The organism is Rhizobium sp. SRDI943 (assembly GCF_057653695.1).
In genome coordinates, this window is the sequence record NZ_CM172787.1 from 175124 (window position 1) to 191979 (window position 16856).

Annotated in this window: 15 protein-coding genes and 1 riboswitch; of the genes, 12 read left to right on the forward strand and 3 right to left on the reverse strand. The window is 61.4% G+C overall.

Features of this window, described 5'->3' with window-relative positions; genetic code table 11:
- Positions 1-215 precede the first annotated feature (215 nt).
- The 7 genes from phoR to phoB all read left to right on the forward strand — a co-directional run bounded on the left by phoR (position 216) and on the right by phoB (position 8329).
- Positions 216-1439: a phosphate regulon sensor histidine kinase PhoR gene (gene phoR, locus AC245Y_RS00900; RefSeq protein ID WP_017992839.1), complete on the forward strand. Its 1224-nt coding sequence runs from the start codon at positions 216-218 to the stop codon at positions 1437-1439.
- A 479-nt stretch (positions 1440-1918) separates the two neighbouring features.
- Complete coding sequence (locus AC245Y_RS00905; RefSeq protein ID WP_017992840.1) at positions 1919-2953, forward strand: substrate-binding domain-containing protein; 1035 nt, start codon at positions 1919-1921, stop codon at positions 2951-2953.
- Positions 2954-3120: 167 nt separating this feature from the next.
- Complete coding sequence (gene pstC / locus AC245Y_RS00910; RefSeq protein WP_026157238.1) at positions 3121-4602, forward strand: phosphate ABC transporter permease subunit PstC; 1482 nt, start codon at positions 3121-3123, stop codon at positions 4600-4602.
- A complete protein-coding gene (gene pstA, locus AC245Y_RS00915) occupies positions 4599-5921 on the forward strand; it encodes a phosphate ABC transporter permease PstA (protein WP_003556196.1) in 1323 nt (440 codons plus the stop codon). Before pstC ends, pstA begins: the two co-directional genes overlap by 4 nt.
- Positions 5922-5937: 16 nt before the next feature.
- Positions 5938-6753 carry a phosphate ABC transporter ATP-binding protein PstB gene (gene pstB, locus AC245Y_RS00920; RefSeq protein WP_003556197.1) on the forward strand — a complete coding sequence of 272 codons (816 nt, stop codon included), beginning with the start codon at positions 5938-5940 and terminating at the stop codon, positions 6751-6753.
- A 44-nt stretch (positions 6754-6797) separates the two neighbouring features.
- Positions 6798-7511 (forward strand): phosphate signaling complex protein PhoU, encoded by a 714-nt coding sequence (phoU, locus tag AC245Y_RS00925; RefSeq protein WP_012755910.1) that lies wholly within the window; start codon positions 6798-6800, stop codon positions 7509-7511.
- 134 nt (positions 7512-7645) lie between these two features.
- On the forward strand, positions 7646-8329 hold the full coding sequence (phoB, locus tag AC245Y_RS00930; RefSeq protein WP_003545181.1) for a phosphate regulon transcriptional regulator PhoB: 684 nt from the start codon (positions 7646-7648) through the stop codon (positions 8327-8329).
- 283 nt (positions 8330-8612) lie between these two features.
- Here the strand turns inward: phoB and AC245Y_RS00935 are convergent, their stop codons facing one another.
- Entirely contained in the window at positions 8613-9146 is a 534-nt protein-coding gene (locus AC245Y_RS00935) for a GcrA family cell cycle regulator (protein WP_003545183.1), read from the reverse strand.
- Positions 9147-9566: 420 nt separating this feature from the next.
- On the opposite strand from AC245Y_RS00935, the gene AC245Y_RS00940 reads away from it, so the two are divergent.
- From AC245Y_RS00940 to AC245Y_RS00955, 4 genes are all read left to right on the forward strand, one after another.
- Positions 9567-10766 carry an aspartate aminotransferase family protein gene (locus tag AC245Y_RS00940; protein WP_026157239.1) on the forward strand — a complete coding sequence of 400 codons (1200 nt, stop codon included), beginning with the start codon at positions 9567-9569 and terminating at the stop codon, positions 10764-10766.
- Between the two features lie 42 nt (positions 10767-10808).
- On the forward strand, positions 10809-11723 hold the full coding sequence (gene argF, locus AC245Y_RS00945) for an ornithine carbamoyltransferase (RefSeq protein WP_003545186.1): 915 nt from the start codon (positions 10809-10811) through the stop codon (positions 11721-11723).
- A gap of 90 nt (positions 11724-11813) precedes the next feature.
- On the forward strand, positions 11814-12806 hold the full coding sequence (locus tag AC245Y_RS00950) for an Hsp33 family molecular chaperone (RefSeq protein ID WP_011650339.1): 993 nt from the start codon (positions 11814-11816) through the stop codon (positions 12804-12806).
- 132 nt (positions 12807-12938) lie between these two features.
- Entirely contained in the window at positions 12939-13526 is a 588-nt protein-coding gene (locus AC245Y_RS00955; RefSeq protein ID WP_012755915.1) for a hypothetical protein, read from the forward strand.
- Between the two features lie 135 nt (positions 13527-13661).
- On the opposite strand, the gene apaG is transcribed toward AC245Y_RS00955, so the two are convergent.
- Together apaG and AC245Y_RS00965 are read right to left on the reverse strand one after the other, a co-directional pair.
- A complete protein-coding gene (gene apaG, locus AC245Y_RS00960; protein ID WP_026157240.1) occupies positions 13662-14054 on the reverse strand; it encodes a Co2+/Mg2+ efflux protein ApaG in 393 nt (130 codons plus the stop codon).
- Positions 14055-14361: 307 nt separating this feature from the next.
- A complete protein-coding gene (locus AC245Y_RS00965) occupies positions 14362-15546 on the reverse strand; it encodes an O-succinylhomoserine sulfhydrylase (protein WP_012755917.1) in 1185 nt (394 codons plus the stop codon).
- A gap of 42 nt (positions 15547-15588) precedes the next feature.
- Positions 15589-15667: riboswitch (SAM riboswitch) on the reverse strand.
- Between the two features lie 73 nt (positions 15668-15740).
- Here AC245Y_RS00965 and AC245Y_RS00970 point away from each other — a divergent pair.
- On the forward strand, positions 15741-16835 hold the full coding sequence (locus AC245Y_RS00970) for a 2'-deoxycytidine 5'-triphosphate deaminase (RefSeq protein ID WP_012755918.1): 1095 nt from the start codon (positions 15741-15743) through the stop codon (positions 16833-16835).
- Positions 16836-16856 lie beyond the last annotated feature (21 nt).

Sequence of the window (16856 nt, forward strand, 5' to 3'; positions counted from 1 at the left end):
GTCCTCCAAGCGAACATATTTACCGTTGAAAATCAAATCTCTCGCGGCCGGCCGGCCATTTTTCATGGGTTTCGGCTGCTGCCTTTCGCTTGGGACGCGGCAACCCGAAAACTTCTGTCATGAATTGCCGCTATCAGGCAGAGTTCAATATAACGAAAAACGAATCGACGCCGCGAGGGCACTTGCCAGACGAAACTCCATGGAGAAAAAGCCTGTTGGCGCGCATAAGGCGCGAACGGCCGGTGCTGCTTGCGGCGATCCTCAGCGCGCTGGCGGCGCTTGCCGCCGGCATGAACAAGTGGGTTGTGCTCGCCCTGCTGCTTATGATGATCCTCACCGCGCTGTTCAATGAGGCGCCCGTCATCGAGGCAGAACCCGCCCTGCCGGTGGAAATCAAGCCGGAGGCGCCGCCAAGCCGCCTGCCGGAAGTTTCCGCCACACTTTCGGGCCTCGATATCCCCGTCATGCTGCTGTCGGAAGACGCCTCGGTGCTCTTCCAGAACCGCGCTGCCGAAAAGGCCTTCGGCGAGGTGGCGCTCGGCGCCCATATATCGGCCCGTATGCGTTCGCCCGGCGTGCTCGACATGGTGCGCGAAACCATCGCCACCAACGCGCCGAACCAGATCGAGCATTCCGAGCGGCTGCCCTCCGAGCGCGTTTATATCGTGCGCAGCGCCCCCATTGAATTCGCCGCTGAGGACGGTCCACGTGAGCGCTATTTCATCCTCTCCTTCCGCGATATATCGGAGGTCCGCCGCATCGACCGCATGCGCTCGGATTTCGTCGCCAATGCCAGCCATGAGCTGCGCACGCCGCTTGCCTCGCTGCGCGGCTTCATCGAGACCATCCAGGGGCCGGCGAAGAACGATCTGAAGGCGCAGACGCGTTTCCTCAATATCATGCTCGATCAGGCGACGCGCATGAGCAGGCTGGTCGACGACCTGCTGTCGCTCTCCCGCCTGGAATTGAAATCGCACATCGCGCCTGATGAGAAGATTGACCTGGTGCCGCTGCTCGGCCATGTCCGGGATTCACTGGTGCCGCTGGCAAAGGATGTCGGCGTCGACATCAACCTGCATTTGCCGGAAGGCAAGGTCGAGGTGCTGGGCGACCGCGACGAACTTGTCCAGGTCTTCGAGAACCTGATGGAAAATGCCTGTAAATACGGCCAGGAGGGCGAGATCGTCGATGTCTGGCTGAAGAACGGCACCGGCCAGCCGGTCGAGGTCAGCATCGTCGACAAGGGTCCGGGCATACCGGCCGAGCACGTGCCGCGCCTGACCGAGCGCTTCTATCGCGTCAGCATCGAGGATAGCCGCTCGAAAAAGGGCACCGGCCTCGGCCTTGCCATCGTCAAACACATCCTCACCCGCCACCGGGCGCGACTGATCGTCGAGTCGGAAGTCGGCAAGGGCACCGATTTTACCGTCCGTTTCTGACAAGCCTGTCCCCCTCTCCCCGTAAAAGACGGGGTGAGGGGATGTGCCACGCGAGAGCGAAATGGGAACGGAGATGTTGCGGCATATCCCCTTCGCCCCGCGAGCGGGGTCCGGAGGACGGGTCGAGACCGATGGCTCGACCCCGGTCGGTGGCGGTAGCCGGATGAGGGGCAATCACGCGGAACGACTTTGATGGAAGGCGCAAGCGGAAAGTGCCCGCAACCGATCGCTTATCTATAGACAATCTTACAACGCGAGGTGGATTGACCACCGAACTTTGCTGGTCGCCCGACACGATCGATTGGCTTGTTTAAAATATAATATTATATATCAACAACTTAAACTGTCACAAATGTTTCACGGCTTTGACATAAAAGGACGGTGCTTACAGCGCTAAGAGAGTCTCGCCGATGAAAAAAGGCAATGCGAGGGCCTCTCTAAGGCCGCACTCACACAAGCCCAAATGCCGGGAGATTTACATGAACACCTTCAAGCTCACCGTTGCCGCACTCGCCGCAACTGCTGCTTTCGCTGGCGCTGCCGTCGCCCGCGACCAGATTCAGGTTGCTGGTTCGTCCACCGTCCTGCCTTACGCAAAGATCGTTGCCGAGTCCTTCGGCGAAACCTTCACCAACTTCAAGACGCCGGTCGTTGAATCCGGCGGCACGGGCGCTGGTCTGAAGGAATTCTGCAAGGGCGTTGGCGAAGACACCATCGACGTTGCCAACGCCTCGCGTCCGATCAACAAGAACGAAGCCGAAGCCTGCAAGGCTGCCGGCGTTACCGACATCCAGGAAGTCAAGATCGGCTACGACGGCATCGTCTTCGCAACCGACGCTTCCAACCCTGACGTCGCCTACGTTCCTGCCGACATCTACAAGGCCCTCGCAGCCCAGGTCGTCGTCGACGGCAAGCTCGTCGCCAACCCCTACAAGAAGTGGTCGGAAGTCAACCCGAAGCTTCCGGCTGTTGATATCGCTGCCTACATCCCAGGCGAAAAGCACGGCACCCGCGAAGTCTTCGAACTGAACGTTCTCGCTGCCGGCTGCAAGGCCGCTGGCGCTCAGGAAGTCATCGCCAAGGAAGTTGCCGACAAGGCTGCCCAGGCGAAGGCCTGCGTCGCAGTCCGCAAGGACGGCGCTGCTGTCGACATCGACGGCGACTATCCGGAAACCCTCGCACGCATCGCCGCCAACAAGACCGGCGTCGGCGTATTCGGCCTTTCCTTCTATGAAAACAACGCCGACAAGCTCAAGGTTGCGAGCATGAGCGGTATCGTTCCGTCCACGGAAACGATCGCTAACGGCACCTACCCGGTGTCCCGCCCGCTGTTCTTCTACGTCAAGAAGGCACATCTCGGCGCCGTTCCGGGCCTGAAGGAATACGTCAACTTCTTCGTATCCGACCAGATGATCGGCCCCGACAGCCCGCTCGTCGAATACGGCCTCGTTGCCGCTCCGGATGCCGAGCGCGAAGCGATCCGCAAGGAAGTCGAAGCAGGCAAGTCCATGTAATGATGATCTTGCCGGCGCGGTGCCTTTTGGCCCGCGCCGGCATTGCTTATGTCCCTGCGCCGGCATGTCCGCTGCAGGGTTGAATTCCTTCTCCATGATTGGAAGCCGAAGGCAGGCTGATGAAGCTGCCGGGCTTTTTGGGGGCTATGGGCCTGGGGACGTAACGAATGAGCACTTCCATCATACTTTTGTGCCTTGTGGTGATCGGTGCCGCCGCCTATCTGGTCGCGCGCAGCCGTGCCACGGCGCTTGCCGGAGGCCGATCCTCCGCATTGCATTCACGGCCGGCCTATTACGGTGCCTATGCGGCGATCTGGGCAGTTCTTCCCGCCCTGCTCGTCCTCTGCCTCTGGCTCTCCATCAGCCCCGGCATCATCCAGTCCTCGGTTCGCGGCGCGTTTCCCGACGATATCAAGGCGCAAGCCGCAGTCGAGCAAGATCTCGGCTATTCGACGGTGGCGACGGTTGCCCGCGGTATGACAATGCTGACCTCGGATGAAACTGCCGCAGTCGCCAACGATCCGGCTGCGCTGCAGGCCAAGCTCCTCGAAAAGGGCGTGCCGCTTGCCAGCCAGCCGCTGCCTTACATGCTCGACGCCGCCAAAAAGCTCAACGCCATGAGCATGACCAGCCGCATCGCCATGACGGCTGTTGTCTTCGCACTCGCCGTTGCCGGCGCCTTCTATGCGTTGCGTTCCATCGCTCCGCGCTTCCGCGCCCGCAACCGGGTCGAGCGCGTCATGCTCTGGGGCCTGCTGCTTGCCTCCTCGATCGCCATCCTGACGACGATCGGCATCGTCTTCTCCATGCTGTCGGAAGCCGCCCGCTTCTTTGCGGCCGTTCCCGCCATGGACTTCTTCTTCGGCACCGTCTGGGATCCACGCTTTGCCGGCGCCGGCAGCTCGTCCTTCGGCCAGTTCGGCTTGATCCCGCTACTGCTCGGCACGGTCTATATCGGCCTGGTCGCCATGCTGGTCGCCGTGCCGGTCGGCCTCTTTGCCGCCATCTACATGGCCGAATACGCCTCGCCGAAGCTGCGCGGCGTCGCCAAACCGCTCCTCGAAGTGCTCGCCGGTATTCCGACGATCGTCTACGGCTTCTTCGCGCTCGTCACCGTCGGCCCGTTCCTGCGCGATTTCTCAGCCCAGATCAGCGGCCTGCTCTCCGGCAACTACAGCAACTTCATCCAGGCGCAGAGCGTTCTGACGGCCGGCATCGTCATGGGCATCATGCTGATCCCTTACGTCTCTTCGCTGTCGGACGACATCATCACCGCCGTGCCGCGGACCTTGCGTGACGGTTCGCTCGGTCTTGGTGCCACACGCTCCGAAACCATCAAGAAAGTGGTCTTGCCCGCAGCCCTTCCCGGCATTGTCGGCGCATTGCTGATGACGGCCTCGCGCGCCATCGGCGAAACCATGATCGTCGTGCTGGCCGCCGGTGTCGCCGCCCGCATCCAGATCAACCCCTTCGAGCCGATGACGACGGTGACCGTCAAGATCGTCAACCAGCTGACCGGCGACCTTGAGTTCACCTCGCCGCAGACGCTGGTTGCCTTTGCCCTTGGCATCACCCTGTTCTGCATCACGCTTTGCCTCAATATCTATGCGCTCTACATCGTGCGCAAATACCGGGAGCAGTACGAATGACGGATATTGTTTCTCCCACATCAGGCGTCACCGTTTCCAAGGCGCCAGTGCGCCGCGATATCGGCATCAAGCGCCGCTACGCCGCCGAGCGCCGGTTCCAGGCCTATGGCATCGCCGCCATCACCTTCGGTCTCGTCTTCCTGTTCATCCTGCTGTGGACGGTGATCGGCAAGGGCTACACCGCCTTCCAGCAGACGGCGATCACCCTGCCGATCGAATTCTCCGAGAAGACGATCGACCCGAACAACAAGCGTGCGACCGACCCTTCGGTGCTGATCGCCGCCAACTACCCGGTTCTGCTGCGCGACGCGATCGTCAAGCAGCTGAACGTCAATGCCGCAAGCCGTCCCGACGTGCGCGATGCATCCGCCATGCTCTCCAAGGGTGCGCCGGTCCAGCTGCGCGACATGGTCGTTGCCGATCCGTCGATCATCGGCAAGACGGTCAATGTCACGGTGCTCGCCGACGCCAATGTCGACAGCGCCAATAAGGGCCAGATCGATCTCTCGGTCGATGAGAAGAACCGCAAGGTCAACGATAAGCAGGTCGGCTGGATGAACGAGCTGAAGGCGAGCGGCGCTCTCCACAAGCAGTTCAACACCGGCCTCTTCGTCAACGGCAACTCCAGCCGTCCGGAGGCCGCAGGCCTCGGCGTCGCCCTCATCGGCTCGCTCTACCTGATGCTGATCGTCCTCGTGCTCGCTCTGCCGATCGGCGTTGCCGCCTCGATCTATCTCGAGGAGTTCGCGCCGAAGAACAAGCTGACGGACCTGATCGAGGTCAACATCAACAACCTCGCCGCGGTCCCTTCGATCGTCTACGGCCTGCTTGGTCTGTCCGTCTTCATCAACTTCATCGGCCTGCCGCGCTCGGCCTCGCTGGTCGGTGGCCTGGTGCTGACGCTGATGACCCTGCCGACGATCATCATCGCGACGCGCGCCGCCCTTCGCGCCGTGCCGCCGTCGATCCGTGCCGCAGCCCTCGGCCTCGGCGCTTCGAAGATGCAGATGGTGTTCCACCATGTGCTGCCGCTCGCCATGCCCGGCATCCTCACCGGCACGATCATCGGCCTGGCGCATGCGCTCGGCGAAACCGCGCCGCTGCTTCTGATCGGCATGGTCGCCTTCGTCGCCAACGCGCCGACGACACCGCTCGATCCCTCGACGGCTCTGCCCGTACAGGTCTATATGTGGGCCAACGAGGCCGAACGTGCCTTCGTTGAGCGTACTTCGGGTGCCATCATCGTCCTGCTCCTGTTCCTGATCGTCATGAACATGGGCGCCATCCTCTTGCGTCGTCGCTTCGAGCGCCGCTGGTAAACGGAGTTACAAGATCATGAACATGTTGACGGAAGCTGCAGTTGAAAAGGCGCTGGATCACAAGATGAGCAACGTCCCGTATAAGATGATCGGAAAGGATGTCTCGGTTTACTACGGCGAAAAGCGCGCGCTATTCGATGTGAACCTGAACATCCGCGAAAACACCGTAACCGCCCTGATCGGCCCGTCCGGCTGCGGCAAGTCGACCTTCCTGCGCAGCCTCAACCGCATGAACGACACGATCGACGGCTGCCGCGTCACCGGCAAGATCACGCTCGACACCGACGATATCTATGATCCCGATATCGACGTCGTCGAACTTCGCGCCCGCGTCGGCATGGTCTTCCAGAAGCCGAACCCGTTCCCGAAGACGATCTATGAAAACGTCTCCTACGGCCCGCGCATCCATGGCCTCGCCAAGTCGAAGGCCGATCTCGACCAAATCGTCGAGACCAGCCTGCAGCGCGCCGGCCTCTGGAACGAGGTCAAGGACCGCGTGCACGAGTCCGGCACCGGCCTGTCGGGCGGTCAGCAGCAGCGCCTCTGCATTGCCCGTGCCGTCGCCGTCAGCCCGGAAGTGATCCTGATGGACGAGCCCTGCTCGGCGCTCGACCCGATCGCCACCGCCAAGGTCGAGGAGCTGATCCACGAGCTGCGCGAGAACTACACGATCGTCATCGTCACCCACTCCATGCAGCAGGCCGCGCGTGTTTCGCAGCGCACCGCCATGTTCCACCTCGGCAATCTCGTCGAGGAGAACGACACCGACAAGATGTTCACCAATCCCGACGATCCGCGCACCCAGGACTACATCATGGGTCGCTTCGGCTGATTTTGGCGTCACCAAGCCTTTCCGTTATTCGAGGATAAAGCCCCATGGCATCGACACATATTTATTCTGCCTATGATGATGATCTGAAGTTCCTGTCCAGGCGGATTTCCGAAATGGGCGGCCTGGCCGAGCAGATGGTCGCCGAAGCCGTGCGGGCGCTCGTCAACGGCGATACCGCGCTGGCGCAGAAGGTCATCTCCGACGATGTGATCCTCGATCACGCCGAACGCGAAATCGGCGACAAGGCGATCGTCACCATCGCCCGCCGCCAGCCGATGGCCGCGGACCTGCGCGAAATCATGGGTTCGATCCGCATCGCCGCCGATCTCGAACGTGTCGGCGACCTCGGCAAGAACACTGCCAAGCGCGTCATCGCCGTCCAAAGCACCGGCGTTCCCCGCAAGCTCGCCCGCGGCCTCGAGCATCTGTCCGAGCTGGCGCTCGTCCAGCTCAAGGAAGTGCTCGACGTCTACACCAATCGTTCCGCCGACAAGGCGAATGCGATCCGCGAACGCGACAACGAGATCGACGCGATGTACACCTCGCTGTTCCGCGAGCTCCTGACCTACATGATGGAAGATCCGCGCAACATCACCAGCTGCACGCATCTTCTCTTCTGCGCCAAGAACATCGAGCGCATCGGCGACCACGCCACCAACATCGCCGAGACGATCTATTACATGACGACAGGCGCGCAGCCGGAAGGCGATCGGCCGAAGGACGACAGCGCCAACACCGTCGGCGCGGTCACCGAATAACTGCCCACACCCCGCCGCTTGCGTGCGCGCCCGTCCGGGCGCGCAAAGAGGTCGCAGCCAATTTTTAAATTTGCGCAGGATGCATTGCTTAAATCACCCTGGTTTAAGGATCATGCGCGAGGAGACCGACACGCATGATCCCGAGAGTTGCAGTTGTTGAAGACGAAGAAGCCCTCAGCGTGCTTCTTCGCTACAATCTCGAAGCGGAAGGCTTCGAGGTCGATACCATCCTTCGTGGCGACGAAGCCGAAATGCGGCTTCAGGAGCGCACGCCCGATCTTCTCATCCTTGATTGGATGCTGCCCGGCGTCTCCGGCATCGAGCTCTGCCGGCGCCTGCGCATGCGGCCGGAGACCGAGCGTCTGCCGATCATCATGCTGACGGCGCGCGGCGAAGAGAGCGAGCGTGTCCGCGGATTGTCGACGGGCGCCGACGACTATGTCGTCAAGCCCTTCTCGACCCCCGAGCTCGTTGCCCGCGTCAAGGCGATGCTGCGTCGCGCCCGTCCCGAGGTGCTGTCGACGGTGCTGAAATGCGGTGACATCGAACTTGACCGTGAGACCCATCGCGTCCATCGCAAGACCCGCGAAGTCCGCCTCGGCCCCACCGAATTCCGCCTGCTGGAATTCCTGATGTCGTCGCCGGGCCGGGTCTTCTCCCGCTCACAGCTGTTGGATGGTGTCTGGGGCCACGATATCTATGTCGACGAGCGCACCGTCGACGTCCATGTCGGCCGCCTGCGCAAGGCGCTGAATTTCTCCAACATGCAGGACGTCATCCGCACCGTCCGCGGCGCCGGTTATTCGATGGAAGCCTGAGGGCTTTTTCGTCATGCTCGGGCTTGTCCCGCTGCTGTCCGGTTCGCGGCGATGGACTGCCCCTCATCTGGCTGCCGCCACCTTCTCCCCGTAAACGGGGCGAAGGGGATATGCCGCGACCTCTCCGTTCCCCACAACCTCGTGCAGGGCACGTCCCCTCGCCCCGTTTACGGGGAGAGGGTTAGGGTGAGGGGCAGCCATCCCCGCAATGAGCGCTTCCATCCGCGCATAAAAAAACGGGCCACTTGGCCCGTTTTCTGCATTCTAACGATGGTCAGCCCGTTCAGCTGGCCCGCGCCGCTGCCCGGCGGCGTTCGTTCACCGGCTGGTAGGCGAGCTTCTGGTGATAGCTGCAATATGGCGAATTGTCGGGGGATTCGCAGCCGCAGAAATGGAAGTCGTCCTTCAGCGGATCGCCGACCGGCCACTTGCAGGTGCGTTCGGTCAGTTCCGTCAGGCCGAGGCGGCGGGAAATCGGCACCACCACATTGCCTCTCGGCACGTATTCCATTTCCTCGATCGTTTCGATCTCGATCTCTTCCTTCAGCATCGTCGCGCCCTGCTGGCGGGTAACGGTGCGGGTGGTGATCCGAGAGGCGAAGTTCGGCGCGCGCGGCGCCGATGTATTGCGCTTCGGCGTTCGCGCCGCGGTGTTGGTGCCGCCGGCCTTGGCACGGCCGGGAAGGCACAGCCGGTGCACTTTACCGATGACCGCGTTTCGGCTGACACCGCCAAGTTGTGCCGCGATCTGGCTCGCGCTCAGTCCTTCGGCCCAAAGCTTCTTGAGTTTCTCGACCCGCTCGTCTGTCCAGTTCATGCCCTGTCTCCACCTTTTGCGTTGGTGATGGCAGAATCCCTCACCGTTGTCCCGGGAGCTCCGAAACAAGAAACGCTTGATCAATTTTGGTGACTAGTTCCGCCGCATGCAGTCTAGTAATTGATCTTTAACCTAGTGTGAGCCTGACTCCGTGACAAGAGTCGCATGAATCCGGATGAATCGAATTCGTAGTTTTCCCCAACTTGCTGTCCCTGCGTGGCATTTCTGCAATAATGCCTGTTGAAGACTGAAAATGCCGCTGTACACCCGTGCTGCATACGCTAAGGGCGCCGTTTTGTTGACATTGCAGCGCGAAAGGGAAATAGTGCCACTCGCCGCCGCAAGGCGGCATTTTTGATTTTTCGGGCCTGGTTTCCTTAGCCGGAGTCATTGCCCGGCAACTTTGATGGAGATCGCGCCATGGCTGAAGCCGCGCCGCTTTATGACACCTATTCTCGTGCCCCGCTGCGGTTCGAGCGAGGCGAGGGCGTATGGCTGATTACCGAAACTGGCGAGCGATATCTCGATTTCGGCGCCGGCGTCGCCGTCACCTCCGTCGGCCACAGCAATCCGCATGTGGTCGGCGCGCTGAAGGAGCAGGCCGACAAGGTCTGGCACCTGTCGAACATCTACGAGATCCCCGGACAGGAGCGTCTGGCTAAACGCCTGACCGACGCCACCTTCGCCGACAAGGTGTTCTTCACCAATTCGGGTGCCGAGGCGCTTGAATGCGCGATCAAGACGGCGCGCCGCTATCAGTTTTCCAAGGGCCATCCCGAGCGCTTCCATATCATCACCTTCGAAGGCGCCTTCCACGGACGGACGCTGGCGATGATCGCCGCCGGTGGCCAGGAAAAATATCTCGAAGGTTTCGGCCCCAAGGCGCCGGGTTTCGATCAGGTGGCTTTCGGCGATATCGAAGCGGTCCGCGCCGCGATCACCGAGGCGACGGCCGCCATCCTCATCGAGCCGGTGCAGGGCGAGGGCGGCGTCCGTCCTGCCACGCCTGAGTTCATGAAGGCGCTTCGCCAGCTCTGCGACGACAACGATCTGCTGTTGATCCTCGACGAGGTCCAGACCGGCGTCGGCCGCACCGGCAAGCTCTTCGCCCATGAATGGTCGGGCATCACACCCGACATCATGGCGGTCGCCAAGGGCATCGGCGGCGGTTTCCCGCTCGGCGCCTGCCTTGCCACATCAGAGGCCGCCTCCGGCATGAAGGCCGGCACCCATGGTTCGACCTATGGCGGCAATCCGCTTGCCATGGCCGTCGGCAGCGCCGTGCTCGACATCATCCTGGCCGATGGCTTCCTCCAGCAGGTGCGCGACGTCGCGCTTGTCTTCCGCCAGGGCCTCGCCTCGCTGAAGGATCGTTATCCCGATGTGATCGAAGATGTGCGCGGCGAGGGGCTGTTGCTCGGCATCAAGGCCGCCGTTCCCTCAGCCGAACTGCTGCAGGCGATCCGTGCCGCCCATCTGCTCGGCGTGCCTGCCGGCGATAATGTCATCCGCCTTCTTCCGCCGCTCGTGGTCACCGCCGAGGAAGCCCGTGAGGGCCTTGCCCGCGTCGAACGCGCCGCCGAGAGCATTCGCGCCTCCAAGGTCAAGAAGACGGCTTGAAGAGATTGCCGCCTTCGGGCGCAGCACAGGTAAGAAGACGATATGAGCCCTAAACATTTCCTCGATCTTTCGGCAGTCACATCAGCCGATCTCAGAACCATCATGAACGATGCGCTTTCCCGTAAGCAGGCTTTCAAGGCAGGCCAGGGCGACAAGCCGCTCGCCGGCAAGATGCTGGCGATGATCTTCGAAAAGCCATCGACCCGCACCCGCGTCTCCTTCGACGTCGGCATGCGCCAGCTCGGCGGCGAAACGCTGTTCCTCTCCGGCACCGAGATGCAGCTCGGCCGCGCCGAGACGATCGGCGACACCGCCAAGGTGCTGTCGCGTTATGTCGATGCGATCATGATCCGCACCACCGAGCATTCGCGGCTGGTCGAGCTGGCTCAGCATGCGACCGTGCCTGTGATCAATGCGCTGACGGATGACACCCATCCCTGCCAGATCATGGCCGATATCATGACCTTCGAAGAGCACCGCGGCCCGATCAAGGGCAAGACCATCGCCTGGACCGGCGACGGCAACAATGTGCTGCATTCGCTGGTCGAGGGTGCCGCTCGCTTCGGCTACCGCATGAACATGGCCGTGCCCCTTGGCTCGGAGCCCAAGGATCACTATCTGAACTGGGCCCGCAATGAGGGCGCCGAAATCATGCTTTGCCATGATGCCGACCGTGCGGTCGCCGGCGTCGATTGCGTGGTGACCGATACCTGGGTCTCCATGAATCAGGAACATCGGGCCCGGGGTCACAATGTCTTCCAGCCTTATCAGGTCAACGCGGCCTTGATGGCGAAAGCCGGCAATGATGCATTGTTCATGCATTGCCTGCCCGCTCATCGCGGTGAGGAAGTGACGGACGAAGTGATCGACGGTCCGCAATCCGTGGTCTTCGATGAGGCGGAAAACCGTCTTCATGCGCAGAAGTCGATTCTTGCTTGGTGCCTGGGCGCGATCTGAACCATAATCGGACGTCGCGAGAGACAGACTCGCGACCGCGTGAGCGAAGGGCACGCTGGCCCATCGCTCTGAAACTAGGAGTTAAAAGCCATGGCAGAAGCTGCAGCCGCCCTCGGCCAGTTTGATTTCGCCGGCGATGACCATGTCGTCCCCTTCCAGGTGGAAGGGCTGGATGTGCGCGGCCGCGCCGTCCAGCTCGGCCCGATGCTCGACGCGATCCTCGAGCGTCATCATTATCCCGCACCCGTTGCTCGGCTGCTTGCCGAAGTCGTCGTGCTGACGGTGCTGCTCGGCACCTCGCTGAAGTTCGACGGCAAGTTCACGGTGCAGACCAAGGGTGATGGCCCGGTCGATCTTCTCGTCGCCGATTTCTCGACGCCGGAAAATGTCCGCGCCTATGCCCGTTTTGATCAGGCGCTGCTCAACAAGGCGATCGAGTCAGGCGAAACCGAGCCGGAGCAATTGCTCGGCAAGGGCATTCTCGCCTTCACCATCGACCAGGGCAAGTTCAGCCAGCCCTACCAGGGCATCGTTCCGCTCGACGGCACCACGCTGGAAGACATTGCCGGCGTCTATTTCCGCCAGTCGGAGCAGATCCCGACGCGCGTCCGTCTTGCCGCGGCCGAACTCTTCGACCGTGACGATGCGGGCAAGCCACGCCATCGCTGGCGGGCCGGCGGCCTCGTCGCCCAGTTCCTGCCGGAAGCGCCAGAGCGCATGCGCCAGCCGGATCTCCACGGCGGCGACGGCGACACCGGCAGCCGCCCGCATGGCGAGGACGACGCCTGGCTCGAAGCCCGTTCACTGGTCGAGACCATTGATGCCGATGAACTGACCGATCCGCTTGTTGGCACCGAGCGGCTGCTGTTCCGCCTGTTCCACGAGCGCGGCGTGCGCGTCTACGAACCGCGCGCCGTCTTCGACCGCTGCAGCTGCTCGCGCGACAAGATCAAGGGCGTGCTCAAGGGCTTTTCGGCCGAGGAGATCGAGGCCAGCCAGGAAGATGGCGAAATCGCCGTCACCTGCGAATTCTGCTCGACCACCTACCGCTTCGAGCCGGCCGAACTTCAGCCGGCGGAATAGGCGCGGTTAAGGACACGCACAGCGAACAATAAAAGATTAGCGATGATGCAGCACGGTGACTCGACTTCGCGTAGTCACTGTGCACCTATTCTGTTTCATTGGTTCTGGCCTAAGAAAGCGGATGGGGCGTTGATGCGACTTTTGTTTTTTGTACTCGCGCTCATAGCTGCGATGCCACCAGTGAGCTTGGCTGATGACCAGACAGTCCCATGGAAAGAGGTCGGGGGCTGGAGCGTGGCTGTCGACCCGACTTTAGACAATGGCTGTTTTGTTCTGACTTCCTTTGATGACGACACCATTTTTCGTCTTGGCTTCAATTTCCGCAAAAAGGACAACCCTCTTTACATTCTGCTCGGAAACCCAAACTGGAAATCCTTGGAGAAAGGTAAGCATTATCCCATCGAACTCTCGTTCGACCAGTCTAAACGGACGGCTGATGGGAGAGGTCTGGATCTCGATGGCCTCAAATCATTATGGATTGATTTCGAGGATCCCGACTTGATTGAGGAGTTCGCTGGTAAACTGAGTTTCCGCGCCAGCTTTGGAGGAAAGCAGATTGTGGCTCTCGGTTTGAAAGATTCCGCCAGTGCAGCGGATGAGTTGCTCGCCTGCCAAAAGGCGGTAAACGATGCGGTCGCAAAACATCCGGCGCCGCCACAATCAAAAGATCCGTTCGAAGCAAAGCCAGGCACCCAGGCCTCGGATCCTTTTGACCTTTAGTAGATTGATGACTGGGCAAGCCCGAGGATCTACGACCGAGGGTACGGCGTCCATGCTGGTACTGACTGGAAGGCTGTAGCCGGCCGGATCCACGCGCCGTGCTTGCACCGACGAAACGACCGCGAACCTACGCTCTCAATTAAGCACGCGCAGCAGCCCAGGTGAATCCAGCGAGAAGGCGGGGATGTCGACATCGAACATCTCGCCGTCGTCCGTTTCCATCTGGTAATGGCCGAACATCAGCCCGGAGGGTGTGTCGAGTGGGCAGCCGGAGGAATATTCATAGGTGTCGCCGGGGCTGAGCCGCGGCTGCTCGCCGACGACGCCGGGGCCGGTCACCTCGTCCACCTGTCCATTCTGGTCGGTGATGTTCCAGTAACGATTGACCAGTCGAACGGCTATGCCGGAATTGTTGCTGATAACAATCCGGTAACCCCAGACATAGCGATCGTCGTCCGGATCGGATTGCTCCTCCAGATAGAACGGTTCGACGACGACTTCGATGTCTCTTGTGAGGGCGCGATACATGCCTTGCACCTTAGTCAAGATATCTTACCCGTATCTTATAAGAGGCCCTGTCCGTCAAGAAACGGAACAATTATCATCGCTGAAATGGCTGTGATCCGAAGGGTTTTCGATCGTTAAGCCTAATTGTCAGTGTTAATTCCGTTTCGGAACGCCGCGGCGGGCAAACTTGTTCCCCCGGTCTCACCTTGGTGAGATCCGGCCTCACCTTCCAGCACGGCCGAACCCCGAGCATGTCGCGCAAAGATCGCGACGCGCTTTAGTGAGATCCGGCCGAACCCGGGTGGGGTCCGGCCGCTCTGGCTGTCGATCAGGCCAAGACCTTGTCAAGCGCCTTGGCGAAATCTTCGATCAGGTCGTCGGTATCCTCGATGCCGGCCGAAAGGCGGACCGTGCCCGGGGAAATGCCGAGTTCGGCGCGCGCCTCATCCGTCAGGTTCTTGTGCGTCGTCGTCGCCGGATGGGTGATCAGGCTCTTGCTGTCGCCGAGATTGTTGGAGATCTTGACGATATCGAGCGCGTTCTGCAGCGCAAAGGCCGCATCCTTGCCGCCCTTCAGCTCGAAGGCGACCAGCGTCGAGCCGCCGGTCATCTGCTTGGCGATGATATCGGCCTGCGGATGGTCCTTGCGGCCGGGATAGATCACCTTGGCGACCTTGCCCTGCTCGGCCAGGAAATCGGCGATCTTTGCCGCATTCTCGGTCTGCTGGCGCACGCGCAGCGGCAGCGTCTCGATGCCTTTCAACAGTGTCCAGGCATTGAACGGCGACATGGCCGGCCCAGTATGGCGGAAGTAGTCGTGCAGGTTCTCGTCGATCCATTCCTTGTCGGAAAGAACGACACCGCCGAGGCAGCGGCCCTGGCCGTCAATATGCTTGGTGGCGGAATAAACGACGATATGGGCGCCGAGCTCCAGGGGCTTCTGGAAAAGTGGCGTGGCAAAGACATTGTCGACGACGACCTTGGCGCCGACCTGGTTGGCGAGCTTGGCGACGCCAGCGATATCGATCACTTCGAGCGTCGGGTTGGTCGGGCTTTCCAGGAAGAACACCTTGGTCTTCGGCGTGATCGCCTTTTCCCAGTTCGCCAGATCCCGGCCGTCGATCAGCGTGCAGTCGATGCCGTATTTCGGCGCCAGCGTCTCGACGACCCAGCGGCAGGAACCGAACAGGGCGCGCGCGGCGACGATATGATCGCCTGATTTCAGCTGGCAGAGGATCGCCGCGGTGACGGCGGCCATGCCGGAAGCGGTGGCGCGGGCGTCTTCGGCGCCTTCGAGCATGCACATGCGCTTTTCGAACATGTCGTTGGTGGGGCTGCCGTAGCGGGCGTAGATGAAGCCCTCCGTCTCGCCCTTGAAGCGGGCTTCGGCCGCCTCGGACGTTTCGTAGACGAAGCCTTGGGTGAGATAGATTGCCTCGGACGTCTCGCCATATTGCGAACGCAGCGTGCCACCGTGGACGAGTTGGGTTGCCGGGCGCCAGGTCTTGCTCATGCCATCACCTTCACATAACAAAAAAACCGGTCGCAAAAGCAGACCGGTTTCAACCCGGTCTTTTTAGCCACTTGTTTAACGTGGCTGCAAGCCGACCGGCCAAATCACCACGGGATAATTCTGCAATACTGCTGTTAGCTGCTTGCGTCAATTCCCCGAGTTTGGTTTTGTCGGCGGCAAATGATGGATGAGGCATGATGGCTCGCGAAACGGGAATTCTGGCGGATCGCGCGATCTCCGCGCTGTTCGAAACGGGGCGTCTGATCTCCGAGCGGGAGCTGGACCGCGACCAGATCCAGCCGGCAAGCCTCGACCTGCGCTTGGGCGGCAAGGCTTTTCGGGTGCGTGCCAGCTTCATGCCAGGCCCCTCGCATCTGGTGTCCGACAAGCTTGACCGGCTGAGCCTGCACGTGATCGACCTCTCCGAAGGCGCGGTGCTCGAAACGGGCTGCGTCTATATCGTGCCGCTGATGGAGAGCCTGGCGCTGCCGGCCGAGATGTCGGCCTCGGCCAATCCGAAGAGCTCGACCGGGCGCCTCGATATCTTCACCCGCGTCATTACCGACTACGCCCAGGAATTCGACAAGATCCCATCAGGCTATTCCGGCCCGCTCTATCTCGAAATCAGCCCGCGCACCTTCCCGATCGTTGTGCGCCGCGGCTCGCGGCTGTCGCAGATCCGGTTCCGCGTCGGCCAGGCGCTGCTCGGCGAGCCGGAACTGTTGAAGCTGCATGAGAGCGAGACGCTGGTCGCCAGCAAGCTGCCGAACGTTTCCGGCGGCGGCATCGCCCTGTCGATCGACCTCGCCGGAGACAAGGACGGCCTGATCGGTTATCGCGGCAAACATCACACCGCCGTCGTCGACGTCGACAAGAAGGCCGAGCACGACCTCTTCGATTTCTGGGAGCCGCTCCACAGCCGCGGCCGCAACGAGCTGATCCTCGATCCCGATGAATTCTATATCCTCGTCTCGCGCGAGGCGGTGCACGTGCCGCCGGATTACGCAGCCGAAATGACCCCCTTCGATCCGCTGGTCGGCGAATTCCGCGTCCATTATGCCGGCTTCTTCGATCCGGGCTTCGGCCATGCGCCTGCCGGCGGGCGCGGCAGCCGCGCGGTGCTCGAAGTGCGCAGCCACGAGGTGCCCTTCATCCTCGAAGACGGCCAGATCGTCGGCCGCCTCGTCTACGAACACATGCAGGAAAAGCCCGCCAGCCTCTACGGCTCCGGCCTAGGCTCCAATTACCAGGCCCAGGGCCTGAAGCTCTCGAAGCACTTCCGCATCTGAGGCTTCCCGGCGGCCGCGACT